The sequence below is a fragment of the Bacillus pumilus genome, from assembly GCF_038738535.1.
Taxonomy (GTDB): Bacteria; Bacillota; Bacilli; order Bacillales; family Bacillaceae; genus Bacillus.
The window spans coordinates 2,401,470-2,426,825 of record NZ_CP046128.1; the positions used below are offsets into that span (position 1 = coordinate 2,401,470).

Below are 25,356 nucleotides of genomic sequence, written 5' to 3' on the forward strand. Positions count from 1 at the left end.
TGACTCTAAAGCTACTAGTCCTCTTCAACGTTTATCGATATCTATTTAGCTTGCGTGAATGTTTTCATCTGTAAATACGACTTTTTCTCCTTCTTCAACCACTCGCTTGCGGAATTGTTCAAGAAGTTTGTTTGTGTGGACCCCAGGTTTCCCTTCACCGATTGTACGGCCGTCAACCTTTACAACAGCGATCACTTCGGCTGCGGTTCCTGTCAGAAAAACTTCTTCTGCTGTATACACATCGTGCCTTGTGAATGGTTCTTCTTTCACTTCGTAGCCTAAGTCTTCTGCAATCTCCATGATGGCATTTCTTGTGATGCCTTCAAGAGCGCCGATATAACCTGGCGGTGTATAAAGCTTACCTTTTTTATAAATAAACACATTGTCTGCAGAACCTTCTGCCACGTACCCTTGATCGTTCAGCATCAGCGCTTCACTCACACCGGCCATATGGGCTTCGATTCGGACAAGGATGTTATTCAAATAATTTAATGATTTCACTTTTGGGCTCAGTACATCGGGACGATTTCGTCTCGTCGGTACTGTTACAATATCAATACCCGTTTCATATAGGTGCTTTGGAAAGATGGCCAGCGGCTCTACAATGATCACTGTGTTGGCTCTCCCGCAGTTGTTTGGATCTAAACCAAGATCACCAGCTCCTCTTGAGACAACAAGACGAATATAGGCATCCTTTAGGCCGTTCCTTTCAACTGTATGAATCATTTTTTCCGTGAGTTCCTCAAGTGAATATGGAATGTTCAGCATAATGGATCTGGCGGAATCATACAGGCGGTCTAAATGTTCTTTCATTCGAAAGATATTTCCGTTATACACGCGTATCCCTTCGAACACACCGTCACCATATAAGAAGCCATGATCATAAACTGAAATTTTCGCATCCTCTTTTTTCACGAGTTCATCGTTTAAAAAGATCCACTGTTCCTTTTGGTCTTCCATTATCAGTGCGCACCCTCTCTTTCAAACAAAAAGTAGTTGAATTTTCAGACACTTTTTATTGAAGCCTCTCACGCTTGCTCTGCGTGTTTGTTTAGCTTTTGTTGAACCCATCTTACGCCGCTTTCCATACAGTGTCAACAGCATTTTTAAAATTATTAGACAATTTAGACTAATCAAAATTAAATGTATACGCTTACACCTTTGCTAGACAAGGAATGAAAAAACTTAAAATTTTTTGTATTTTTTCTTCAATTGATTTACTTTACCTGAACGCTTTTCTTTTGAGAAAACGTTTGTCATATTTTTTCACATCGTTTTTAATGAATACTGGTAGATTTCAACGCTTTTGATTTTCTTTCGGCATGCCTTTCTAAAGCGTTTTCCTATGAATTTATGATAGAATGAGAGCATCTTATAGAAGGAGGGCAATACATGGCTAACATCAGAGGTTATATCGGAACATATACAAAGGGAGACAGTAAAGGCATTTATACTTTTACATTAAATACGGACAAGCAGCAGATCGAACAAGTAAAAGTAGCTGCTGAACTTGAAAATCCTACATATTTAACCGTCTCAGATTCTCAAAAATTTGTGTATTCTGTTGTGAAAGAAGGATCACAGGGCGGCGTGGCTGCGTATCAAATTGATGCAGAAACCGGCACACTTCGTTTCATCAACCAAGAGCTTGCCGATGGCGCTTCTCCTTGCCACGTCAGCGTGGACAATCAAACAAAAACAGCTTTTACAGCAAACTATCATAAAGGAACAGCAGAGATGTATGAAATCGATGCTGAAAATGGCTCAGTCATCCGCACGCTGTCACAGGCGCAGCATGAAGGAACTGGACCAAACGAAGACCGTCAGGAAAAACCGCACACTCACTTTATGGGTCTGACACCAGATGAACAATTTGCAGTGGCTGTTGACCTTGGGACAGATGGCATTTATACGTATAAGAAAGAGGGCGACAAACTCGAGCTCGCTCATACATTTGAAACAAAACCAGGCACCGGTCCTCGCCATATCACATTCCATCCAACGAAACCTGTGGCATATGTGATGACAGAGCTAAGCTCAGAGGTGATTGTGCTTCGTTACTTTGAAGATGGTCATTTCGAAGAGATCCAAACGATCGCAACCATTCCAAGCGACTTTACAGAGAACAATCAGGGCAGTGCCATTCACGTCTCTTCAGACGGGCAATTTGTTTATGCAGGAAATCGCGGTCATGACAGCATTGCGATTTTTAAAGCAGACGCTGACGGCCAATTAAGTCTTGTCGAGATTGCTTCCTCTGAAGGAAACTGGCCTAGAGACTTTGTGCTTGATCCAACTGAAGAATTCCTCGTCGGTTCAAACCAAGAATCTAGCAACCTAGTGTTATACAAACGCGACAAAGAAACAGGACTTCTCACTGTCTTACAATCAGACATCGCCGTTCCTCATCCAGTTTGCGTGAAATTTTTAGGATAATGAAAAAAGCCTCCGTTTTGGAGGCTTCAGCTTGTTGACAAAGGGCTAAAATGAACTTTATTTTAGCCCTTTGTCTTCTTTTCAGCGTGCAGACGGCATCCCGCCATCTTCAAGCTTTTGATCAATAAGAGACGTATCGGTTTTTTCACCGAACCATTTTGACAGCCTGTCCTTCGCTTTTCCTTTCACATCATCATCAATGTACATCGCTACTTGGAGCAGAGCAAATGTGATCGCTCCTAAATCATCTGTGTAGCCGACACCAATCAATGTATCAGGGATGAGGTCAATAGGAAGGATAAAGTATCCGAGTGCCCCAATAATAAGGGTTTTTGCTTTGACAGGCACTTCGGGTTTTTGCAATGTATAGTAAAGTAATAGCACAGCATAGACAAGAGAGACACCAGCCTTTTGTGCCGTCTTTTTTAACTTTTCCCAAAAGGCATGATCATTAAAATGCTTCTTCGAACGCTTTAATAGTTCTTTTTTCTCAGAACGGTTCATCATATCGCCTCCATCTACAGCATAGCCCTTTTCCCTTCGTTATACAAGATATCCGCCGATTCGACAAACAAAAAGCAGCAGAAAGCTGCTGCATTCTACTGCTCTTTGTAAAACTTTTCGATCGCCTTATCGATGTAGACCCATCCTTTATAAGACACATGAATTGTATCTTTAAAGAAGTAAGGATCGTATTCATGTTTAGTCAAATCTGCGACTTCATACCCGTTATCTCGAATTTGACGATTGATTTTCTCATAATACTCTGTACGCCCCTCTTTCGGGAAACCGGTATAATCATACCATTTTCCATTGACAGGAATCGTCACAAACAAAGGCTTCGCCCCTGCCTGTTTTAAAATATCCAGCATGATTTGAAAATCTTTGTATTCTGGTGATTCCGCATAGGAGTGGTCTTCACGAGAATCTTTCATCTTTTTCATGATCGGTTTCAGCTTGCGGTCAAATAGTTTTTGATTAATATAAAACGGGTTGTTCCCTGCTTTTTCCGCACCTAAGACACTCGCTTCTTTTTCAAGCTCAGTCCATGTTTTTCCTTTGACAGAAGGAGACGGATGAAGCTTACGCTCTTTCCCCGATCCAATTGTATAGTACATGTCTTTCTTTTGAAGCATGCCATAATACATTTTTGCAATAGGAGAAATCGCGCCATAAGCGAATTTGTTCCCAGAAAGCTCTGCTTTAAAAAGTTCTGTGATGACCATGTCGTTCTTTACAGCTTTAAACGTCATGATTCTCTTGATCAGCTCTTTTTTCACAGCTGGATCAATTTCTTTATTATAAGCGAGATTAAGCGCTTGAAGCGCTGAATAGTTCGGTGCAAAGTGATTCTCGTCAGATCCCCATTTCACAAACCACTGCGGGGACACGATAAACACAAGCTTCTTCCCTTTTAATTCATCCATATGCGCTGCGAAGTTCATCGCATGAATTAATGATTGTGACCCACCTTTTCCAATAAGATAAGGTGTAAACCCTTGAGGATTCTCATGAAAGAAATTCGAAGGGTGATATGGATCAAAACGTGATAGTTCAGAAGATCCATAGATCGGCAAATAAGTTGGATCTTTTAGCATTTCATCTTGTAAATAAAGCCCCTGGAACATCCCTGGATCTAATTCTGTGGCTGACTTTTGTAATTTGTCTTTTGGGATCAGATGTGAGAGCCATGCATTTGGTACAAGAAGAACACCAATGAATAGAACAGCCGCTAAAAAAAGCGGCCCAAAAAAACGCTTTTTCATTACTTCATCTCTGCCAGCTGCTCAGCAATGTGATTCGGTGTATCCCACACATCACGATCGAACTCTGTAATCGGAACAGTAATTCCGAGCTGACTTTCAATTGCCATAAGCAGTTCTACTGTACCAAATGAATCTAGAAGACCTTCTTCAAAAATTGCAATCTCTGGATTTTCTTTCACAACGTCGTCCTGACAAACCTCTGCAATAATACCGTATACTTGATTTTTAAATTCCATAATTTTCTACTCCCTTAATGATTAATGATGAAATGGTTTTCCTGAAAAAATATAAAATCCGAAACAAATCACATGGAATGTAATAATGATCGACACAACCATTGTGACCTTATTATCCGGCCACCACTTGTGCTTTTTATTCCATTTCTCAAATAAATTGTAACCGGACATCACAACTGCGTGATATAGTCCGTAAATAATATATTGAAGTGCTAGACCATGCCAAGCACCCATCAATAGAAAGAGGACAAAGTACCCAATATTTGATACAGCCATACGGTTCTTGATCCACTTCTTTTTTGTCATAAAGAACACAAATCTCATAAACACGTAGTCTCTGAACCAGAAGGAGAGGGACATGTGCCAGCGATTCCAGAAGTCTTTAATGTTCCGGCTGATAAACGGTTTGTTAAAGTTTTCTGGTGATTTAATGCCCATCATATAACTCACACCAACAGCAAATGCTGTATACCCAGCAAAGTCAAAGAACAAATACATACTGTACGCATACATATACGTTAACTGTTGAACAAAGTGACTGCTGCTAATGTGATGAATATTCATGAGAATATACGTGTGAATCAGATAACCAATAATGAACTTATATAAGAAGCCGATAAAAATTTTATGAATACCAGCGTATAGAAGATCACTGTACACTTCCTTTTCAGGCGGCGTATCCATATCCTTTTCAAACCGGCGGTAACGATCAATCGGACCTGATGAAATCGTCGGGAAAAAGACAATGAAATAGACCAAACGATGAATCGGAATTTTCTTCTTAATCAAGCCGTCTCTTGTCTCGATAATTAACTGGACACCTTTAAATGTTAGGTACGAGATTCCTAAAAAGCTCAGCCAGTTCATTGGCGGCGGTTGATGCGGCTGATGAGTTAAAAAGAACGGTAAAACCTTTGAGAGTACAAGCGGCAAAATAGATGCCACCACTGCCATATAGAAGACAGACGCTTGATTCGCCTTCAGCCGGTACGAAAGGTACAAGCGGATGATCAAGATTTGCCACACTGTAAACAAGAAGAGCAGCAATGCGCCATGTGCATCCTTTGAGAAAATAAGCGCGAGCGCCACAACCGTTGCAAACATGTTGTAGCCCTGCATTCTTTTGCCGCGAAGACCAAGAATGATCGTCGGCAAAAGAAGAACACCAATTAGAATGAAGAAAAAGAATGAACTAAACGGAATCATAGAAGAACCTCTTTCGCGATTCTTTTACGATCAACCTTCCCGTTTGGCGTCATGTACAGCTGCTCAAGATAGACAAACTTTCTTGGAATCATGTACGCAGGCAGTGAATCCGCCATTTCTTTCTTAATTGCACTTGTCAGCTGATATTCTTTTTCAAAAGAATGCGCTGCTGGAACAATGGCTGCAATTAAGTACTCCACATGACCGTTTGGCTGGAACGGCACAATCACACAAGCATTGACATAGGTTGTCTCGCTCACATGATATTCAATTTCTTCAAGCTCCATCCGGTATCCATGCAGCTTAATTTGATAGTCCAGACGGCCGTGGCATGTAATCAAACCATCCTGTGCCACACCTGCATCACCTGTACGGTAAGCAGGGCGTCCTTCGTATTCAAAGAACACTTTATCTGTTAAGGCTTGTTCACCTAAGTAGCCTCTCGTGACGCTTGGCCCTACGATGACAATTTCCCCTTTTTCACCATCAGGAAGGGTCTTGCCTTCTTCATCTAAAATGACGATATCTGTATCCGGTTTGGCGTAGCCGACTGGTAAAGAATCGTGCTGATCAAGAATCGCCTGCGTGACTTCAATCGATGTGATCGCAACAGTTGCTTCAGTCGGACCATACGTATTAAAGACCTGCGCCTTTGGAAAACGCTCAAGGAGCGCACTTGCTACAGATACAGGAAGTGCCTCTCCGCAGAACAAGAAGACTTTCAGCTCTGGTAAAAGCTCCCCTGTAAAGGAAGGATCCATTAAGCACATTTGCACAAAGGAAGGTGTTGATGTCCACACTTCAACGTCAGATTGACCGAGTGCTGCAAACATATCCTTCGGCTTATTCACTAGATCTTTCACTAAACAGTAAAGCGTACCGCCTGATTGAAGCGCTGGATACAAATCCATCACTGATAAGTCAAAAGAAAACGGTGCTTGATTTAAGAAGGTGCGCCCCCCGCCAATTGGGAAGTCTCGGCACATCCACTCTGTAAAGCTTTCTAAATTATTGGCTGTTACCTGAACGCCTTTCGGTTTTCCGGTACTGCCAGACGTATAAATGATGTAAAAGACATCATCATGTTGAACCCACTGCGAGGATGGCGGCGCTTCTTTTTCAAGTGCTAAAAGCGATGCCGCACTTTTCACCTCAATGTGTTCTTCTACATCTAATACATTCTGCTCATTTGCACAAATCAACAGGCTGGCTTTTGAGCTTTCAATAATTGAGACGATACGCTCGGCAGGTATTGAGATGTCGACCGGAATATAAGGTCTGCCTGATTTCACACTGCCTAAGAAAGAAATCAGCATCTCTGGCTCCATATGACCGTATACAATGACAGGTGCACTGCCATTTGCGACAGAATCGATCGCACCAGCCATTTGGTCTGATAAATGCCAAAGCTCATCATATGTGATCGAAGCATGTTGAGAAACAAATGCTGGCTGTGTCGGTTTCGTTTGTTGATATTCATGAATCGTGTGTAATAGTTTCATAGTCTAATCTCCAATTAAAAATCGTTGTAAATGAATGATCCCGTATTTGCTGTATGGAATCCGTAAATAAAGAACAATAATAGCAAAATAAGTAAGTAAAAACTTGTATATCCTATCCATTTTACAGACTTATTTTCTGATAGTTTTTTGAATAGCATATTGATAACCTCTTTTCTTTTGACACTTATAGAGACGCATGAATCATTAAAAGAGTTTCATATCAAAACATAAAAATTTTAAGAAATACTAAAAAAATGTCGAACCTTGGAACGTCTCTTTTGAGCAAAGCTGTCTTATTGTAACAAAGATTTAATACATTTGAAATGAAATCCGATCTTAAATTTGCCTTAAAATTGCTGAAAGCTGTTGAACTAACGCAAAAGCCACCTAGTCGGACTAGATGGCTTCGATTTCAATTACTTCTTATATTTATTGATTTCGAACATGAGAATGTTTTTAAACACCACATAATCCTTTTTACTTTCAAATGGACCTTTGTTATTGTCATGCTCGTCAATTTCATAAAAACCTGGTCCTTCTCCAGCGTCACGCTTTTTGTACCAGGATAGGAAGGCGTTGACTTCTTTCATGGAGAGGTCATACTCTTTTTGCAAACCATTGACCATTGTGATGATGAGTAGTGCATCGCCGTCTTCATTTGTTGCATCGTCTTTAGGCGGTGTGGTTGGTTCTGGGTCTTTGTCGCCAGGTGGTTCGGTCTCAGTGTTTTTTAGACTCTTTAACGAGATAGATAAATTAGTTTTGAAATTTGCTCTAGCGTTAGTAGGAGCACTTGAACTTTGTTCAACTCCTCCAATTACATAGAGTGTATCATCAACAAGTGCTGATACATGTCCCATTCGATAAGGTGCAGAAGTGTTAGGTATAGTTTTCGATTTCATAGCTTCTATATCAAAGAGTGTAACTCTAGAAGTTCCACCTGTTCTTATAATATAATCCTCAAAATTTAATGCATCATGATAAGGTGCAATTGCTCCCGATCCTAAAACTGTCCACTGATCTAATAATGGATCGTACTCAAACGTTTTTGGACCTATTAATTCTGATCCAGCTAAAACATAGAGTTTATTTTTTATAACCACAGCATTTCCAGCAGTAGCCTCATTGGTGAATTTTTTCTTTTTTGTCCATTCCTTTGTTTTTGTATCGTAACTAAATGTATTATTGTACTTCTCTGGCTTTAACGAACTATTATAACCAACAACATAGATTTTATTATCTATAACACCAGCGTATAAATTATATGCAGATATCTTCAATTCAAATGGAAGGTCTTCTGAATTCTCCCATGTATCCGTTTTGATATTATAAACTTCTACGCTATTCGTGGATCCTTGTTCTGTTCTACCACCCATTACATATATACGTTCATCTACTATTACACTGGCAGCACCCATACGGCCTGTTTTCATACCAGCTTTTTCTGACCATTTATCTAGTTTCGGATCATATACATAAGTAGTATTAGAATATGCCTTACTTGGACCCGTTCCACCTATTACATAGATTTTCCCATCATATACTTCACTTACAGCTCCTACTCTGGCATCTGACAACTCTGCCCGTTCTTTCCATTCAAGCGTATCTGTATTTTCCGCTTTTATCGATTGTGATGGATAACATAATACTGACAACAACAAAGTGAAAATAAAAATCCATTTTTTCAATATAACCACACTCCTTCAATTTGTTTACATAACAAATATCGGATAGTTATTTATTTTTTTCATGTTTTTGTTACTTATATATATTTATTAGTTATTTACTGTTTCCACAATGCGCCTATAAATTTCTAAAATCAGACTTCCGCATTAGAATTATTTCATATTAATATTAATTAATTGCAGGCATTACTTATATTTTTCTATTTCCCCATTAAAAAAACCATGATGATTCATAGGTTTCTTCTCAGTCCATTATTAGAAAATCCCTCACAAGGCAAGCCGATTCTCCGTTTTCATCTAGTCCCCAAAAGCTTGGGTACATCCCGTCACCGAAGCCTGTTGTAAACATGGCAATGTACACCTTGTCATGAAAACGGGTGACGAGCCAGTCCCATGTGTGCTTGTAGTTTTGCTCAAGCGCTTCTGCAAATTCCTCATAAAGATAAAAATCATTGTCCTCTTTATATCGCTTATCCTCATAAGCTTGGAGATATAGTGCTAACTCCGCATCCATAAAGCAGCCCATACCCGTATTTACTCCGTAGCCGAAGAACTCGCCTTCTTTCAATTGATTAAGTTCTTGCCCTATTCTTGTAGCAAGCTCCCAGTCTATTGCTAGCTCGTTTGTAAACTTGATCATTGCATAGGCTACTCGTTCGTCTCCGCTTTCCAACCGCTTAACTACAAGTATAATAGGATATTTTCCTAGAGTAACCTTCCTCGTAAAAGATTGGTCCCCTTATAAAACAAAAGGATCACAGGCAACGATATGACCGCTCGTGATCTCGATATAGCCTAACTGTTTAGCAAATAATTGATCACCCTCTTGATTGCTTGTCTCTCCATTGCTATATAGCAGGTGTGTTGGATTGATGTTGTACAAGTAATCATTCCTTTCATTATTTTTCTGAAGCGTTTGGAATTATATACTTTTCCCCCATTTAATCCGTCAATAAAAAGCTGCAACGAGATAAGCTTCATCTCCTTTCTCGTCGATAATACAAGTTCCTACTTAAAACTCGATTCATCTTCTCCTTCTACTATACACCTTACTTTTTTTAGTTGGAGAAAGAATATTCTCTCTTTTGAACATTTACTGCTTTGCAATGTCTTTTTCATTAGGAAGGTTAATTAAAAAACACCCTTCCAATGGAGGGCTGTGCTTTTAACTATTTTCTTTTGTGTATTTCTTAATCAATGCTTCGCTAATTCTGCTTACGATATAGATCGCAACCGCTAAAATCAGCATCAACGGAAACATGCTTAAACGATCGTCTGCAACATATACAATGATCCCCACAATGATAGCCACCACGATTGCCGTTAAAAAATGCTTCACCGCCATTTCACCCCTTTGTATAAATCATATACATTTTATTACACAAAAGGTTTAATTGAAATGATTTCCATAAAATCAGCAAGTTTCGTTTGTCCGCTCTTAAAGTAGATTGCTCCCCCTTATGTTGTTCGCACAATCTCCATATGTTAAAATCAACTAAAATATCTATTTAATGGATCAATCAGGAGGTCATTAAGTGTCACAGCAAAGCACGCCATCCAAAATGTTATTAATTACTTTACCCGGCGCTATTATTGCCCTTGTGATGATCTTAGGGAAAATTGATACACCTGTAACAAATATTTTATTTTATCTTGTGGCTTTTAGTGTGATGGGTTTAGTTGTTTCAAGCTTAGTAAAAGACTACAGAAAAAAGAAAAATTAACTCCTCATCTTGGGAGCTGTCGTTTATGCAGCTCCCTTTCTTTATGTGGAAGCTTAATTGCTACGAGTACTAACAGAAAGTAAAGGAGAACGGAATGAAAACCCTTGATGTCTTTGAGTTGAAGAATGGAATTGACCAAACGCTGAACAAGTTGAAGCAGCAATTACATAATGTGAAGTCCCTAGAAAAACAAATCAACCAAATCATCTCCTTAGATAGCGCATTAAAGGGAGAAGCTGGACAAGCTATAAAAGATTTTTATATGGAGTGTCACATTCCCTTTTTGCAATTCTTTCAGATCGTCATTGAAGAATACAGCGGTGCGCTAAAAAAGACAAAACAGGCACTTCATGCTTTTGAATCAAACCCGAATGGTTTTATCTCTCAATCATTCATTGAACACGAGCTTGACCAAGGGTTAAAAAAAGCCGAACGGACTATTTCTGATATTGTATCCGATGTGAATCAAGCCCTCAGCAGGGTCAGCCATATTGAGCATTTGCCTCATGTAGATGAATCTGCTTTTCAACAAAGCTATCAAAAAGCATGGCTTGAGACGTCCAAAACCATTGGACTACTTCATGCATTTGACAGAGAACAAACAAGTGCTCTAAATGAAACAAATAGTTCCCTTCACACAATGAAGCAATACATAGATACTTTAAGCAAGATGTTCACTGGCCCGAAAATTGAAATTACCAGTTATCAAAAAGGCTCTATCTTCAAAAATGGAAAAGAAGAAAAAATCAGCAGCAACATCAGCGGATTGAATGAAAAAATAGACAACCCTAAAGAAAACCCAATGATGATCATGCTGAACAAGCTGAATGATAAAGAGCAATCGAATGTGGATACTCTTGTGAAGAAGAAACCGTCTAATAAAATCAATCAAAACGCCGTGTTCGTAAATGGAAAAGTATATAATACAAATGAAAAGATTGACTTCGCAAATGCCAAAACAGTTGAAGTTATTCGAGATGGAATGCTATATCGGTTACGAATATCGGATCAAAACAAAGTGAATATTGAAAGCATCACAAAGATTTCTGACTTGAAAACGGGAGAACAAACCTCAAACATCTTAAATACAGCGGTTGAATTTACAGGAATAAATGATGCCATTCGAGCCATCACAGGGAGAGACCCTGTAACAGGTGACAAAGTCGCTGACATGGACCGTTTAGTATCAAGCTTGTACATGATACCCGGAGCTAAAATCGCTAAAGTTGGAAAATACGTACTTAAAATAATGAAAGGAGAGAAAGTAGCCAAGAAGATTTTCAAAACACCTTCCTTCGGCAAACATTCCGTACCAAAAGGTCCGTATCGTGAAGTAAATGGTTTCCCTGTAAAAGTAAAACCAGGCTCTCAAGAAAAACATATTCCTGATGCAACTAACTATAAACAGGAGATAGCTAATGGTAAAACAAAGAGTATCTTCTTTGGAGATAATAAAAAAGCACAAAAATTGCTTGATAAACATGCAGGTACTGGTGATATGTTAAAAACAAAAAATAAAGAAAGAGTGGATTTTGGTCAAGTCATAGGAAAGCATTACAATACAGAGACCAATAAGTATGAAGAGACTACAAGAGGTATTATACATTATAGTAAAAACGGCGCTCACATCGTGCCTTCACAACCATCATAAATATGAGAAAAGAGGATTGACATGGAACCTGATTCTTTATTTAAAACATTATCAAAATACAAAAATAGAGACCTTACATTGGAATATGAAAATGGATTAAGGCTAATCGGTAGAACTGATACATTTTTTGAAACTGATAACGGTCTAGAAGATGATGACATCAATTATAAAGAATATTACGCTACAGTCTTTCAAGTAAATAAGATTTTATCTCCTCCCCTTAATAATGAAAAAGACAGTTTATATACTTGGTTAATTGAGGGAAACACTTTGTTTGAGATTTCTCTTTATGAAGATACACCACGTGCAGTTTATATGGCAGACGGTCAAAAAATATGGGAATTGGCCAGTGATGAATAACAATGAAAAGCCCTCTATATCGGAAGGGCTTTTCATTTACTTCTGCTTTATTCCAACATAAGTCTTGGTAAGTAAGAAGGAGCTTTAGCTTTTCATCTGATGCCTTAATTTCCTGCTCTCTTCTTTTAGTAGGATGTGTACTCAGCTTTACACCCTGGACATACAAGAAGATGTCGTTTAATGTCACGTCCGATTTTCATAATCCTAGAACAGAACTTGATTATAAAGATAGTTCTGCATTGATCACATGTGCATTTTTTATAATCCATTTCCAAACCCTCCATCTTCTTTATCGGTCTTCCTACCGTGACAGGACGCACACAGCGGCTGCCAGTTAGAAGAATCCCAAAATAGTTTTTTATCTCCCTTATGCGGTTTGATATGGTCCACTACTGTAGCAGCAATCCGTTTACCTTGTAACATACAAGACTGACACAAAGGATGCTTTGTAAGATATCCTTCACGCGCCTTACGCCATCGGCTGTTATACCCACGACGTGATGATATGATTCACGGTATTGATCATAGAATGGCTTTGTACGCTTGGGGGTTGTCCTTTTCACAGTAGTCTAACCAAATAAGAATTGGACAGTTTGGTTCATTGCAGGGCTTTAACGATGTTTGCATTTGACACCCTCCCCTTCATATAAAAAAGACCTTTCTTTTAAGATAAGGTCTTCTTTATTTTAGTTAGAATCAAGTTAAATATTTAATAGTCTAATCATTTTGATATTCTACATAATGTCTTACAACAAATGATTCAGCTGAAATATTAAAACTCGCGAAAATATTTCCATGTTGTTGATTTTGAAAAATATTTCTTTTTTCTTTGAAAAAATCGAGATCGTACCAATTGATAAATTTTAAGACCTCTTCTAAGAGTGAATTGCCAATCATATGGTTTTGGATCCATTTTTAATTGTTCATCTGATTCTTTTAATGCTTGAACACATTTTTGAACATCATCTTCTTTTGAAAATTCAATTTCTACTTTTGTCATAGCCAATGGAATTCTATCAGTTTCTGTTCCAGGTAACACCAAAACTAATTCACTTTTATTTTCCATGTATAATCACTCCTTTGATATAACTATCACCTATTTATGGAATTCGTATACACGTTAAATAATCAAGTTAATATAAAGACAATAATAAAAGCACCCCGCAGGGTGCTCCTTAATCTAGTATAAAATTTCACCATCATCTTCATCAAAAGCAGATTCAGGGATAACTTCAAAGGAAGATATAGAACCAGCATTGATAAATATGGATCTTTTTTTGTCTAGCTGCAAAAAAGTTGTGTCTAAAGTTGATCCTCTCTCGTATCTCGTAGCTTTTCTTTAAAACTGAAAGGAAATCCGAAGGATCATTAAATATGGATCAACCGCTTTTCGAAGCGTCTTGTTTATTTTGATTCTTTTTTCTTACCTGTTTTTTCTTCTCTTAGCGACACATATTGCTTTCTTACATTTTTCACTCTCAATTGCAGCAGCTCGGATATACGCAGGCCTAGATTGATTCCGCCACAAACAGCAGCAAGTTCCTTTTGTTCCGCTCTCCAAGATATTTCTTTATATAATAGATCTGATCAATTCCATTATTGGCTGAACAAAATTCATGATTTATCCCCCTGCTTGTACACTTCTTCACTCAAAGCAAAGGCCAGTCTATAATATGCTTTATTTTTAACACGATAATAATTCCTTTGGCTGAGGCTAGATCATAACTAAGATACGTCACTCCTTTTGCGTAAGACGATTAATTGCACGCTGAATCCTTGATCGTTGAATGAAACTGGAACTTGGTGATGCAATAGAATAAGTTGTTGTGACTTTACGAGAAAGACTTCTGATGTTTGGAGGCTTAACATTTTGTATTTCTTTGTCAATCTGCAAAATGAATGTCTAGGCTACTTGTCTACTCCTTTCAGTCAAATAAAAAACGACTCGACGATCACCACTATAAAGGGTTGATTAGTGTCTGCAAACTCTTAATCTTGAACCTATTCTTTTTCTATATGCAATGTCTTTCCATATAAATCTTCCTTTTTGAGAAGCATAGTTCTTTGACATGAAATATAATCTCTATGATCTCCCACTAAAAATGAACTCTTATCTATTAGATGGATTAAGTACCATTTGTTTTTCTCATTATCTTCCCAATAAAGAACCCTATTTGTATACCAATTTAAAAATATTGAAACAGGCTTCATTATTAAAGGTACTGGCAATGTTAGAATAAATAACATTAATCCTATGACTAGAACCTCTTTGTATGACTGGTGGTCAAAATCAATCGCTAGAACCATATTATAAAATGTAAAATAAAAACATAGAAAACATGCAATAAACAAAATAATAACAAGAGATTTTAACCATTTATTTGATGTTATTGACTTCGAAACACTGGTTTCTTTATTTGTATAAGTTGAAACAATAAGCAACAATAAAAACTCCCCTAAATACAACAAAAAAATCATAAAATCCCCATTTATTTTTATCGACACAAATGTTGCTCCAATATATAGAATGATTGTACAAAATAATGTATGGATAATGTACTTACCAGTTTTAAAAATAAATAATTTTTCTTTAGAAAAAAACTTCTTTTCAAGAATACCTGCTGAAATAAATGAAATTGGTTTAATGCTTTTAAAAAGAAAAAAAATTGCAACTACAATACTTGGAACCTTATAATATTCTTTTATTACTTTGAGGACTTCATTGATATCCATTTAAATTCTCCTTTTTATTTTTAAATATGGGAGGATAGACAAAAAATATGTCAAATTATAGTTATTGTACCAAATAATTAAGAGAGAGGGTTATCGTATGAAAAGAATTCTTGTCGTAGCATTAACAGCAATTCTGTTTTTTTCAATACCGTTTGTAGCATCAACTCAAGCAGCAACTCTTGTTAGTTTATCAGCAAAAAAATCTGACAATGCCGCAAAAGAAATTGAATTCACCGGAAATGGTAAGTATATGAAATTCACATGTACTTATTCAGGAAGTACGTCTAAAGATAATATAGATGCTTTATGTGAAGTTAGAAGGAATGCTACACCATCTAATTCAGTACAAAGATTTTATGTTGGCGGATCAAAAGGCAATAAATCTGAGAGTACCGACGTTTGGCTAGACAAAGGTGTGAAATATTCTATCTATGTAAACGTAGAGACTCATGCTCCTTCCAATGCATCAGTTACTGGAGTCATAAAAGATCGCTAAAATAGATAACACCTATATGGCCTTCTTTGTCCAAACAATAGAGGAAAAAAATAAAAAAGCCAGAAACATTGTCTTATCAACGTTTCTGGCTTTTAACAGTTTTAAATCATATACGTCTCAGAAGAGATTCAAACTCCCGACCGACGGCTTAGAAGGCCGTTACTCTATCCTGCTTTAAACCTATTGATATCCACATCCATTAGCCATGTATAACGATCACTTTTCGAACTTAGACCGTATCCTCATTTACTATATTAATCAAGGGTGTTAAGGATTTCTCTACCTAGTGTAAAGAACCTTCAAATAGTTTAAACCGATTTAGGAAAAAGATCCAATGCAGTTTGGTCTGGATGTGGTCCAAACAGTTTGAAGTTTATTTGCTTGCAGCCTGGCTTAATCTTCAGCAACTTCCTGCCTTCATGCTCTTATCCAATGTGAAATATTCATTCAATTCGTAACTACTTCCTTCAATTAAAGCTTTCACAATTTTATTTTCGATATCCTTACGCATTTGTTTTCCAATCCGAGCAGGATTATATAAGCCAGGAACTGATGAAGTAACTCCAGGAGCATAGTCGGAAACTTCAAAAGTTTCTTTACCAATAAGAGAAAGGGAAACCAATACTGCGGCATTAGCTTTACATATTTAAAAAGTGGAGTCTGACCACCTACTTTGAAAATCTCATGAATAAAATTGGGATACCTAACAGGACCTGTAAAATACTCTTCTCCTCCTTCGCCTTCATACATTTCTCAACTTCCGATAAATTGGTATGCAATTTTTATTACTTCCCAACCTTGATTGCTGACGTAATACGTTGAATTACTTGTTTTTGAACATGTTCAATACCTTGAAATTCCAACCTACTTATGAAAGCTCTCTGAAACCCTTCAAATAACTCCTTCACAAGTTTATTCATTATTAATACTTGGATTAGCAGTAAACAACATAAACATTTAAAGGGAATTTGTACATTTGGAGGGAATTAAATGACACAAGAATCTGATGAGCGTAAGTTGCAACAAATAAAACAAATGCAACAGATGTTTTTAGAGAAAATGAAAACTCAACCTTATCCCATGTACCCTAATTACGGAAAAATCACACGCTATGAAGAAATCCCAATTAATTTACCTGAACAACGTCAACTTCGTCATCCTGGTGTAGAAGGTTTAATGGTACAACTTCCAATTATTGAAAATACAAATTACAAAGGGAGTGGTAAGTTAGCGGGAAAAGTTGCTCTTATTACATGAGGGGATAGTGGTATTGGTGCAGCCGTAGCCATTGCCTTCGCAAAGGAAAGTGCTGACGTTGCGATTGCATACTTAGATGAACACGAAGATGCTAATAGAACAAAAGCAAGAATCGAAGAACTCGGACAACGTTGTTTATTGATGCCAGGAGACTTGCGAGATAAACAACAATGTATCACCATTGTAGAGAAAACAGTAAAAACCTTCGGACGTCTAGATGTTCTATGTAACCACGTTGGTATCCAATTTCAACAACCAAGCCTTCTTGACATTACAGACGAACAATTCGATGACACCTTTAAAGTCAACATATACTCACATTTTTACGCAACCAGAGCAGCTCTTCCTTACTTAAAACCAGGCAGTTCTATTATCGGTACTTCTTCAGTCGTAACGTATGTAGGCGAGCAACAAATGATTGATTATACAGCCACAAAAGGGGCAATTGTTGGTTGGACACGTGCTTTGTCTAAAAATGTTGTAAAACAAGGAATTCGTGTAAACGCTGTTGCTCCAGGTCGAATCTGGACGCCACTCATTGCAGCAAGCTTCTCGTCAGACCAAGTGGGAGTATATGGAGCATTTAACCCAATGGAACGAGTTGCGCATCCATTTGAACTCGCACCAACATTTGTTTATCTCGCTTCTGATGATTCACGTTTTGTTACAGGTCAAGTGCTGCATGTTGACGGTGGGGAATCCACACATTCCTAATATAAGGAGGTCATTGGATTGAGATATGAATTTAACCCAGAAGTAGAGTTATTACTTGTGAATCATTCAATGGAAAAAGTCACTATGGTTTATATGGAGGATTCATGGCTAATGCCTGAAATTGGACGTAGACCGCCTTATTATTGCTACCCAAATTACGAACTGAATTATCCAGTAATTTAAATCAATCGCAGACAAAAAAACTTCCGAAACAACGACGGAAGTTTTTTCTTTATTTCAGAACGGGTAAATGGGCAAATGAGTAAAGGGTGGTTACTTTTCATAAAATCACAGTTTTATTAATCGTTGTGTAATGATGACTGACCGGCCCCTCTAGTAGCCCATTTACATCAACTTTAAATCTAATCGTCCTTTTCTTTTGATCACAACAAAAAACCTCCTATACCTTATACTGACCGTTTAACTATACAATATAGGAGGTTGATTTGACGGGTTTTAGCACCCGATTTAATTACGTCCCAGGAGAGATTCGAACTCCCGACCGACGGCTTAGAAGGCCACTATGGATTTCGCCACCAGCGCCCTATATATCGCTATTTGTTTACGTTCATGTGTAACGGTCACTTTCCAAACTTTGACCGATTGACTTAATTTCCACTATATTTGCTTACGTTAAATCCCCAATTTCTAATAAGAATCATAGACATATTAATTATAGCTTTAACAATAATCAACCAACTTTCTATGAATTTAAAACCCACGTAATACAAAGGCTAAACAAGATGTAAATCGCTTACTTCATCTTGTTTAAAATAATTGGAATCTAAACTTATACATGTTCTCTTAACACTAAGGTATTCTTGCAAATAATTATCATTAACCATGGCTTTTTTCCACTTCTTATAGTAGATATGTCTGACAACAAAGCCCATAAAAGCTTGTGGTGATAAAATCATTTTTATTGGAATTCTTATTTGATTTTCATGACCAATATGCAAATGAGAAGCAGGATGTGTTATACCTAAATACTGATCTGGACTATAGTCATATCTTATAGGAGTTACGCTATTTGAGATTTTTGCTTCCCCAATTAGTTGCTCGTAGTCCCTATAAAAAGGCTTTTCATCAGAGGGATATAGCAAATAATCACCATCAACGAATCCAAATTCCTCCATAAATTCTTCGTAAGTTATAATATCTCTCGATGATTGGTAGTACGCATACCTAATAGCACCCGTATAATCTTTGGAAAACTGAAATAGAGAATAATCATCTAGTATAATATCGTAATCCCCGTTTTCTAGAGCAGTCCTATGAATTTTATCATAATCTTTTTCTTGTGAAATCCTAAAGAAATCTTCTGAGAATTTATTAGGAGCAAGATTATCTGTTGGAAACATTGTATTCGTTGTGAATTCGATATTTGCCTTTTTTAAAAGCTTCTTTCCCCTTGAAATCCCATCCACTATTGCTCCGTTATTCATCTTTACCCCTTCTTTTTCTCATTATCTCTATAAGGTCATCTACATCTATTCCAAGTTTATCAGCTTCTTTACTGAACAAATCAGAAATTTTATCTATTTGCTTTGATTCTGTTGCATTAATTTCTGCTAAATCACGTTTAATTGCTTTCTCACTCTTATGCACAAATTTAAAGTACGGGAAGTTGGATTTTGCCTCTTCAATCTCACTAATAAGCATATCCATATTATCACCAGTTCCCGTCACCCTCAACCAAGCCTTCGCTCTAGTAAAAGCTGTAAATATCTTATTTCTTGTTGTACGAAGTAGCCTATTTTTCCCGAAAGTATCACATCCAATTACATATACTACAGGCGCTTCATTACCTTTAGCCCTATATACACTAGATAATGTAATCCTATTATCATCTTGGAATCCCTTTTGATAAGAATTTGATGATAAGTTATTCGTGTAGATATCTTGTTCAGCTAAAATTTCACTTATAGTTGAAAAGTAACTCTTAGCATAACGGTCATCTAAACTAATAACAACTATATCATCTGGTCTTAACTTATCAACTTGAATATTTTGAACTATCTCCCTACAAACCCATTCAATTTCGTCATCCATGGATGAAGCTTTATAATATTTTATGATCTCTTCAATATTCTGCTTTGTTGAAATAGAGAGTGGGCTGTTTTCCTCAGGTCGAAGAACATGCATCTCCTCCCCATCAATACACTCACCTTTGACCACCTCGTAACCTACATCATTCCAATGCTCATTGTTTTCTAATGTTTGAACAAGGGCAGGACCATAAAACCCGAAGCCTAGCGCATGTGCTATCACTAAAATCTCTCTGGGGTTACGATATGATTTTGGTAGTACTATATCATTTTTCATCTCTGGATGAGCAGCTTGTAAGGAAGCTAAATCGATTCCCTCCGCTCCGTATTTATTTTTAAAGATTTGTTCAGCATCCTGTCTCTTTACATCGAATATATTTTGCAAATCGTCATATGCCCAAACTATACAATCATCCTTAACAATTTCACGGCAGATTTGATAAAAAGAATCTGGAAAGTCTTGCGCCTCGTCCATCAGAACATAATCATACTTAACCTTCAATTTTCCTTGTTTTACTTCAAGTAAATTTTTACAAACATTATCAAAGGCATCCCCTTGCATTCTTGAAGCATCACCGTAGGATAACGGGTGGACTTGATTATCTCTGCAAGCCTCATAGTAAACTCCCCTTATATTCACTCCACCCCAAGAGTGTAATATATGGATCTTATCCATAAAATCTGGGTCTTCAGTGCTGTATTGTCGATAAAATCGGGTAATAAGTAACTTAACATAATCATATAAACTTTTGGTAAAGAAAGTATAAAGTATTCTCTTTTCTGGGTATTTTAAGTGGAGCAAAGCTGCTTTCATTGCTAGTATTATTGTTTTACCCGAACCAGCTAAACCTCTTATCCTTTGGGGACCATGCAGATGAGATAATGCAGCGTATTTTTGCCTCTTATCGAACTTAGCAATTTCTTTCTCTAATTCTTCCAATATTTTAGCCTTACTATTTAAACTATCCTCTTCAATATCTCTTTCCTTAGGCTTTATTATACCTTTTGATCCTTCTAAGACGGATAACACTATTTCAATTTTTTCATCTGAGAAGCCTTCATCCTCTAAATCAATAAACATCTTTTCAAATTGGCTAGTATTGGTAACAACTATACTGTCTATCTCATCCTGTATCGACTCATCAAACAATTCCCCATAATTAGGAATATATATAAGTGTATTCAGATTGAAGTTTAGACTAGTTCTGGATTTTTTTAATACCTTTTCCTTTATCAACTTCGAAAAAGTAAGTGAGTGAATATGTGAAATTTCCTCATCCAGCTTAATTACCTCTGACCCTTCCAGACTACGCTGAGTTCTTGAATCTGTCTGAATGAGAATGATGCCGTATAACTGACTAATTAACATAAAACTCGGATACCTTAAATCATCATCTATCTCCCTAAATAGTGGATAATTATAGTATAATTTTGCATTATCCAACTTATACTTTGCAGCATTAGACTCTAAATGATTCAATAGAAGCTTTGCCGCCTCATCACTATAAAACTCTTCTGCTGTAATATTTACTTCCATTATATAACCAACCTCTCTTCACTAGGGAAATGTACACGTAATTACTTCACTGTACTTAACATTAAAGTTAGTTTCACCTTTAGTCAAATAGTTATTAAGCATTTTCCTCTAACATGATACATCAAAAAAGTCATTTTCAAACAAACAATTGGAATAATTTCGAATCTCCAACAACTTTAGATCTCAAAATTATTACATTTGTGAAACATGTAATATGGAATGCAAATGACAACAAGTCAATATTCAATTGTATGTTATTTACTCATTTTTACATTCCGTTTTACTTCCTCTTATTTATATCCTTTTCAATTATATTTTTCACCCTTACTTTTGTCACATTTGAGTTCATTCAATAAACTTGAATTATACGAGTCGTGTGGATAAGGGTACATCTGGTCTATCTCGGCTATGAACTCAGTAAAAATGTGGAAATATCCTCCCCTTAACTAACTTGTTGATGTTCCTTAATTAACTTATCTAATGTTGGTCTTGATATATCCAATTCTTTAGCAAGCTGAGTCTTCGATACTTCTGCATATACCGTTTATAATGCTGGCCGAAGTCGGGGATGGATACTTCTTTTCTTCCTTTGTACTTTCCTTCCGCTTTTGCTATGGCAATACCTTCACGCTGTCTTTCGAGCATATTTTCACGTTCAAAATCATTAATGACACTAATCATCTTTAACATTAGTCTACCTGTTGCCTCTAACCACTCAGAATCGATATTACTACACTTCATTCTAAACCTGTGAATAATTTAAAAAGGCTCTGGCAACCATTTAAGGTGCTTCAGAGCCATCCCCTTCTTTTTCCGTTTTTACGTAATTAATCGACATAGTTGAAAGGTCAATTTCATCTTTGTTATAGGTTAATTTGCACTGCATTAACTTTTCATTTATTTTTTCACTACCTATTTCTAGCCCATCTTCCTTTTGCCGTATCCCAATTATCAAGTTCAGCTTTATTATATAGCTTTTCTTTTTCGCTATAAGTTTGGAGCCAACTTTTTTCAAACCTATGTAATTGTGATTTATTACAATATGTTAATATTTTAAATACAAGGCTATCCTTTCCGTATTTTTTAAAATCTTCATTTATTTCTGGATAACTATGCTTTCCTGATTTTATAGAGGAAGCATGGGATTTCAACCTGCCAAAAATATGATGTGAGCTACCTACATAAAATCGGTTAGTTTTAATGTTCTGAAATACATATATACCTATTAAATCTTGCGTATCGAATCTATATTTTTCTTTTCCTAACTCCCACACATCATCAAACGATAACGGTTGATTTAAATGTTTCAATTCCCATTCAGTATAATTTTTTCTCGTTGTTTTCATTCCCATTTTCCTTACTCCTTGTTCTATAAATAGTGATGTCATAATAAAAAATAAAAAATTTCTCAAATGAAACCTATCTTTTTTTTCTTTTAACCCTTTTAATTGTATCATAGCTTTCTTGCACTAAACTGGCTCATTAGTTAAGTACATTCTTTCACAATCCAATAAAGCTTATTGTGACAAACAGAATAGAACATTGTTTATTCTTATTAAAATCACAGTTTTATTAATCGTTGTGTAATGATGACTGACTGACCGCCCTTCGAGTAACCCATTTACATCAATTTTAACATCTAATCGTTCTTTTCTTTTGATCACAACAAAAAACCTCCTATACCGAAAGTGATATAAGCCAATAACAGGTGTAATTACTTACGTGACCGTTATACTGACCGTTTCACTATATGATATAGAAGGTTGATTTGACGGGCTTTAGCACCCGATTTATTATACGTCCCAGGAGAGATTCGAACTCCCGACCGACGGCTTAGAAGGCCGTTGCTCTATCCTGCTGAGCTACTGGGACATGTTGTTATGTAGTGTGCTGTGGTGTATTACCTCAGCGACAAGATTCATTATATTACTATTGTTCTTTAAAGTCAACGGTTTTTCGAAAGTTTTTTCATAAGGGGCAAATGCTGCACCCTTATGAAATACCTTCCAATGTGACAGTATTTTCGAGATCTTGTATGACCTGACCTTCGTCCGTGAAAAACTGTACGTTCGCTTCGCTTCCATCTAGTGTCAGTATAGCATAGCTGCGCTCTTTACGCATTCTTGGCAGGTGCACGCTGCCCGGGTTAATAAGCAGTTTTCCTCTTAGCAGCTCACTGCCTGGGATGTGCGAGTGGCCAAAGCAGATAATGTCTGCGCCTAGCTCTTCTGCACGGTAGTAGACTTGAAGCAAGGATTGTTTGATGCCATGCAGATGTCCGTGAGTGAGAAATAGTTTTCCGCCTCCATCAAGTGGGAGCAGGAGCTCTTCTTCAAAATCGCCCAAAAAGTCACAATTTCCTTTGACGACTTTGTATCCTTCGAGTGCTGGGTGGTTCGTTTCGAGTTCTGAATCTCCGCAGTGAATCATCATGTCGACTTCAGCCGCATGCCGTTTGGCAATGGTTTGAAGTTCGTCTGTGAGTCCATGACTGTCACTCATGATGAGTATCTTCATGGCTTCATTCCCCCTTATTCATTTGCGTCTAGCAGTGATGAAAGCTTTTGAAGCGCGACCGCTCGATGGCTGATTTTGTTTTTCTCCTCTGGTGATAATTCGGCCATCGTCTGATCTTTGTCTTTGACGATGAAAATTGGGTCATATCCGAAGCCGTTTTCGCCGATTGGTTCCTTTGCGATGAAGCCTTCTACTGATCCTTCTACCGTCTTTGTTTCTTTGCCCGGTATGCTGACAGCAAGGGCACATCTGAATCTAGCTGTGCGGTCTTCTTTTTCAATGCCTTGAAGTTCGCTCAGCACTTTTTCCACATTCTCAGCATCGTCTTTATGCTCACCAGCGTATCTCGCTGAATATACGCCAGGTTTTCCGCCAAGATAGTCAATCGACAAACCGGAATCGTCTGCAATGACCATTTCACCTGCTTTGGCTTGAATCGCCTCTGCTTTGATAATGGCATTTTCTTCGAAGGTTTGTCCTGTTTCTTCAATCTCTTCAGTAAAGCCAATGTCTGCTAGTGTTTTGACCGTGAATCCTTTTGGCTCAAGAATGGCTTTGAATTCTTTCGCTTTGCCCGCATTGTGCGTTGCAATGATGGCTGTTTTCATCCTGATCAAACCCTTCTTTTTATTCGATGACTTCTCCTGTAACCGCTTTTTGCTTTTCGATTAATTCTTTGATGCCCTTTTCGGCTAAATCAAGCAGTCCGTTTAGCTGTTCTCTTGAGAATGTCGCTTCTTCGCCTGTCCCTTGAAGTTCAACAAAGCGTCCAGCACCTGTCATGATGACATTCATATCTACTTCAGCTGAAGAATCTTCTTCATAATTTAAATCTAACAGAAGACCTTGCTGAGAATCAATTCCGACGGATATCGCCGCTAAATAATCAGTGATCGGGTTTTCTTTGATAACTCCTTCTGCTCGAAGCTTCTGAATCGCAAGTGTCATGGCGACAAAAGCACCTGTAATGGATGCTGTGCGTGTTCCGCCGTCTGCTTGAATGACATCACAGTCAATCCAAATCGTGCGTTCGCCAAGCTTTTCTAAGTCAACGACTGCGCGGAGTGCTCGTCCAATTAAGCGCTGAATCTCCATTGTACGTCCTGTAACTTTTCCTTTAGAAGATTCTCTCATCGTTCTTTGTGCGGTTGCTCTTGGAAGCATGCTATATTCTGCTGTAATCCAGCCTTTTCCTTCTCCTCTTAAAAAAGGAGGTACACGGTCTTCGATGGATGCGTTACAAATCACCTTCGTATTTCCCGATGAGATTAAGACAGAGCCTTCTGGATGCTTAATGTAGCCTGCCTCTATTTCAACTTTTCTTAATTCGTCATATTGTCTTTCATCTAATCTCATGATTTACCTCCATTACGATATACATTCCGCGCGGGTGCCAGCGGGGTTCTCCTACTAACTTTGACAACCTAGGCTCGTTCTAATCGCTTGGAATAAAAAAGAGGCAGCGAATATGCATGCCTCTTTTTCTCC

At 37.5% G+C, this 25,356-nt stretch carries 24 protein-coding genes, 1 tRNA gene, 4 pseudogenes and 1 other annotated feature (1 of these 30 cut by a window edge); of the genes and pseudogenes, 6 read left to right on the forward strand and 23 right to left on the reverse strand.

The window, feature by feature from the left end; all coding sequences use genetic code 11:
* Window positions 1–37 (reverse strand) — a binding site (T-box leader); it reaches 210 nt to the left of the window's first position.
* Between the two features lie 8 nt (window positions 38–45).
* Window positions 46–960 carry a branched-chain-amino-acid transaminase gene (ilvE, locus tag GKC25_RS12185; protein WP_003216381.1) on the reverse strand — a complete coding sequence of 305 codons (915 nt, stop codon included), beginning with the start codon at window positions 958–960 and terminating at the stop codon, window positions 46–48.
* A 432-nt stretch (window positions 961–1,392) separates the two neighbouring features.
* On the opposite strand from ilvE, the gene GKC25_RS12190 reads away from it, so the two are divergent.
* Window positions 1,393–2,436 carry a lactonase family protein gene (locus GKC25_RS12190; protein ID WP_095285534.1) on the forward strand — a complete coding sequence of 348 codons (1,044 nt, stop codon included), beginning with the start codon at window positions 1,393–1,395 and terminating at the stop codon, window positions 2,434–2,436.
* Between the two features lie 81 nt (window positions 2,437–2,517).
* On the opposite strand, the gene GKC25_RS12195 is transcribed toward GKC25_RS12190, so the two are convergent.
* The 10 genes and pseudogenes from GKC25_RS12195 to GKC25_RS12240 form a co-directional block, all read right to left on the reverse strand.
* Complete coding sequence (locus tag GKC25_RS12195) at window positions 2,518–2,940, reverse strand: YkvA family protein (protein ID WP_034661711.1); 423 nt, start codon at window positions 2,938–2,940, stop codon at window positions 2,518–2,520.
* Between the two features lie 95 nt (window positions 2,941–3,035).
* A complete protein-coding gene (dltD, locus tag GKC25_RS12200) occupies window positions 3,036–4,202 on the reverse strand; it encodes a D-alanyl-lipoteichoic acid biosynthesis protein DltD (RefSeq protein ID WP_342689813.1) in 1,167 nt (388 codons plus the stop codon).
* Window positions 4,202–4,438: a D-alanine--poly(phosphoribitol) ligase subunit 2 gene (gene dltC, locus GKC25_RS12205; RefSeq protein ID WP_024423191.1), complete on the reverse strand. Its 237-nt coding sequence runs from the start codon at window positions 4,436–4,438 to the stop codon at window positions 4,202–4,204. The genes dltD and dltC overlap by 1 nt, the downstream gene beginning before the upstream one ends.
* Before the next feature lie 21 nt (window positions 4,439–4,459).
* Window positions 4,460–5,644 carry a D-alanyl-lipoteichoic acid biosynthesis protein DltB gene (dltB, locus tag GKC25_RS12210; protein WP_034661715.1) on the reverse strand — a complete coding sequence of 395 codons (1,185 nt, stop codon included), beginning with the start codon at window positions 5,642–5,644 and terminating at the stop codon, window positions 4,460–4,462.
* Window positions 5,641–7,146, reverse strand: coding sequence for a D-alanine--poly(phosphoribitol) ligase subunit DltA (gene dltA, locus GKC25_RS12215; RefSeq protein ID WP_034661718.1), 1,506 nt, complete (start codon window positions 7,144–7,146; stop codon window positions 5,641–5,643). The genes dltB and dltA overlap by 4 nt, the downstream gene beginning before the upstream one ends.
* A gap of 14 nt (window positions 7,147–7,160) precedes the next feature.
* A complete protein-coding gene (locus GKC25_RS12220; RefSeq protein WP_024427820.1) occupies window positions 7,161–7,310 on the reverse strand; it encodes a teichoic acid D-Ala incorporation-associated protein DltX in 150 nt (49 codons plus the stop codon).
* A gap of 252 nt (window positions 7,311–7,562) precedes the next feature.
* Window positions 7,563–8,834, reverse strand: a complete 1,272-nt coding sequence (locus GKC25_RS12225; RefSeq protein ID WP_342689814.1) for a Kelch repeat-containing protein — start codon at window positions 8,832–8,834, stop codon at window positions 7,563–7,565.
* 241 nt (window positions 8,835–9,075) lie between these two features.
* Window positions 9,076–9,552, reverse strand: a pseudogene (locus GKC25_RS12230) (DUF4241 domain-containing protein); the annotation flags it as partial.
* Window positions 9,553–9,570: 18 nt separating this feature from the next.
* A complete protein-coding gene (locus GKC25_RS12235) occupies window positions 9,571–9,714 on the reverse strand; it encodes a hypothetical protein (RefSeq protein ID WP_342689815.1) in 144 nt (47 codons plus the stop codon).
* A gap of 282 nt (window positions 9,715–9,996) precedes the next feature.
* Window positions 9,997–10,176 carry a hypothetical protein gene (locus GKC25_RS12240; protein ID WP_342689816.1) on the reverse strand — a complete coding sequence of 60 codons (180 nt, stop codon included), beginning with the start codon at window positions 10,174–10,176 and terminating at the stop codon, window positions 9,997–9,999.
* 190 nt (window positions 10,177–10,366) lie between these two features.
* Between GKC25_RS12240 and GKC25_RS12245 the strand changes: the two genes are divergently transcribed.
* From GKC25_RS12245 to GKC25_RS12255, 3 genes are all read left to right on the forward strand, one after another.
* On the forward strand, window positions 10,367–10,555 hold the full coding sequence (locus GKC25_RS12245) for a hypothetical protein (RefSeq protein ID WP_342689817.1): 189 nt from the start codon (window positions 10,367–10,369) through the stop codon (window positions 10,553–10,555).
* Window positions 10,556–10,649: 94 nt separating this feature from the next.
* On the forward strand, window positions 10,650–12,206 hold the full coding sequence (locus GKC25_RS12250) for a T7SS effector LXG polymorphic toxin (protein WP_342689818.1): 1,557 nt from the start codon (window positions 10,650–10,652) through the stop codon (window positions 12,204–12,206).
* A 21-nt stretch (window positions 12,207–12,227) separates the two neighbouring features.
* A complete protein-coding gene (locus tag GKC25_RS12255; protein WP_341040711.1) occupies window positions 12,228–12,566 on the forward strand; it encodes a hypothetical protein in 339 nt (112 codons plus the stop codon).
* Between the two features lie 258 nt (window positions 12,567–12,824).
* On the opposite strand, the pseudogene GKC25_RS12260 reads toward GKC25_RS12255, so the two are convergent.
* The 4 genes and pseudogenes from GKC25_RS12260 to GKC25_RS12275 form a co-directional block, all read right to left on the reverse strand.
* Window positions 12,825–13,193, reverse strand: a pseudogene (locus tag GKC25_RS12260) (HNH endonuclease).
* Between the two features lie 145 nt (window positions 13,194–13,338).
* Window positions 13,339–13,632, reverse strand: coding sequence for a hypothetical protein (locus tag GKC25_RS12265; protein ID WP_342689819.1), 294 nt, complete (start codon window positions 13,630–13,632; stop codon window positions 13,339–13,341).
* 548 nt (window positions 13,633–14,180) lie between these two features.
* Window positions 14,181–14,456: pseudogene (locus GKC25_RS12270) on the reverse strand (ArpU family phage packaging/lysis transcriptional regulator); the annotation flags it as partial.
* A 111-nt stretch (window positions 14,457–14,567) separates the two neighbouring features.
* Window positions 14,568–15,299: a hypothetical protein gene (locus GKC25_RS12275; protein WP_342689820.1), complete on the reverse strand. Its 732-nt coding sequence runs from the start codon at window positions 15,297–15,299 to the stop codon at window positions 14,568–14,570.
* A gap of 97 nt (window positions 15,300–15,396) precedes the next feature.
* Between GKC25_RS12275 and GKC25_RS12280 the strand changes: the two genes are divergently transcribed.
* A complete protein-coding gene (locus tag GKC25_RS12280; protein WP_342689821.1) occupies window positions 15,397–15,795 on the forward strand; it encodes a hypothetical protein in 399 nt (132 codons plus the stop codon).
* Window positions 15,796–16,785: 990 nt separating this feature from the next.
* Window positions 16,786–17,766: pseudogene (locus tag GKC25_RS12285) on the forward strand (SDR family oxidoreductase).
* A gap of 734 nt (window positions 17,767–18,500) precedes the next feature.
* On the opposite strand, the gene GKC25_RS12290 reads toward GKC25_RS12285, so the two are convergent.
* The 8 genes from GKC25_RS12290 to rph form a co-directional block, all read right to left on the reverse strand.
* A complete protein-coding gene (locus GKC25_RS12290) occupies window positions 18,501–19,211 on the reverse strand; it encodes a DUF2290 domain-containing protein (RefSeq protein WP_251180567.1) in 711 nt (236 codons plus the stop codon).
* Window positions 19,204–21,351, reverse strand: coding sequence for a DEAD/DEAH box helicase (locus GKC25_RS12295; protein WP_342689822.1), 2,148 nt, complete (start codon window positions 21,349–21,351; stop codon window positions 19,204–19,206). Before GKC25_RS12295 ends, GKC25_RS12290 begins: the two co-directional genes overlap by 8 nt.
* Before the next feature lie 477 nt (window positions 21,352–21,828).
* Window positions 21,829–22,041, reverse strand: a complete 213-nt coding sequence (locus tag GKC25_RS12300) for a recombinase family protein (protein WP_251180569.1) — start codon at window positions 22,039–22,041, stop codon at window positions 21,829–21,831.
* 218 nt (window positions 22,042–22,259) lie between these two features.
* On the reverse strand, window positions 22,260–22,703 hold the full coding sequence (locus GKC25_RS12305) for a GIY-YIG nuclease family protein (protein ID WP_251180570.1): 444 nt from the start codon (window positions 22,701–22,703) through the stop codon (window positions 22,260–22,262).
* 446 nt (window positions 22,704–23,149) lie between these two features.
* Window positions 23,150–23,223: transfer RNA gene (locus GKC25_RS12310), tRNA-Arg, on the reverse strand.
* 120 nt (window positions 23,224–23,343) lie between these two features.
* Window positions 23,344–23,868 carry a YfcE family phosphodiesterase gene (locus GKC25_RS12315; RefSeq protein WP_034661730.1) on the reverse strand — a complete coding sequence of 175 codons (525 nt, stop codon included), beginning with the start codon at window positions 23,866–23,868 and terminating at the stop codon, window positions 23,344–23,346.
* Between the two features lie 14 nt (window positions 23,869–23,882).
* Window positions 23,883–24,485: an XTP/dITP diphosphatase gene (locus GKC25_RS12320; RefSeq protein ID WP_162839366.1), complete on the reverse strand. Its 603-nt coding sequence runs from the start codon at window positions 24,483–24,485 to the stop codon at window positions 23,883–23,885.
* Between the two features lie 10 nt (window positions 24,486–24,495).
* On the reverse strand, window positions 24,496–25,224 hold the full coding sequence (gene rph / locus GKC25_RS12325; RefSeq protein WP_060596912.1) for a ribonuclease PH: 729 nt from the start codon (window positions 25,222–25,224) through the stop codon (window positions 24,496–24,498).
* Window positions 25,225–25,356: the final 132 nt, after the last annotated feature.